The organism is Actinomycetospora termitidis, assembly GCF_030286555.1.
Lineage (GTDB): Bacteria > Actinomycetota > Actinomycetes > Mycobacteriales > Pseudonocardiaceae > Actinomycetospora > Actinomycetospora termitidis.
In genome coordinates, this window is the sequence record NZ_JASVWF010000026.1 from 1 (window position 1) to 356 (window position 356).

A 356-nucleotide genomic window follows, 5' to 3' on the forward strand; every position below is an offset into this window, starting at 1 on the left:
CCGCCGCCATCGGTGTCGCCGGTGGTGTCGGACCGCGCGGGGTCGGGGGTGTAGTCGGGGTCGGGGCCACCGAACTCGGCCCGGCCGTCCTCACCGTCATCGTGGTGGTCGAACAGCGGGGGCTGACCGTCCTCGCCCGGGTGGGGTTCGTCGAGGCCCTCGGCATGGCCGGCGTTGATCAGGTCGATCAGCGCGGCGGCCTGCCGGGCGGGTTTGGAGTGCTCGGCCTCGACCTCGGGGGCCTCACCCCACTCGCCGTTCTCGCCGATTGGGGCGGCGCCGGTGTCGGGGTCGGCGAGTGCGGCGGATTCCGGGGGCAGGGTGGCGGCGCGGATGGCCTGGTCGAACAACTCCGC

1 protein-coding gene is annotated in these 356 nt (G+C 74.7%); it reads right to left on the reverse strand.

Annotation, left to right across the window (positions count from 1 at the left end; genetic code table 11):
• The coding region (locus tag QRT03_RS32030; RefSeq protein WP_286057229.1) for a hypothetical protein at positions 1–356 on the reverse strand (356 nt) is incomplete at both ends.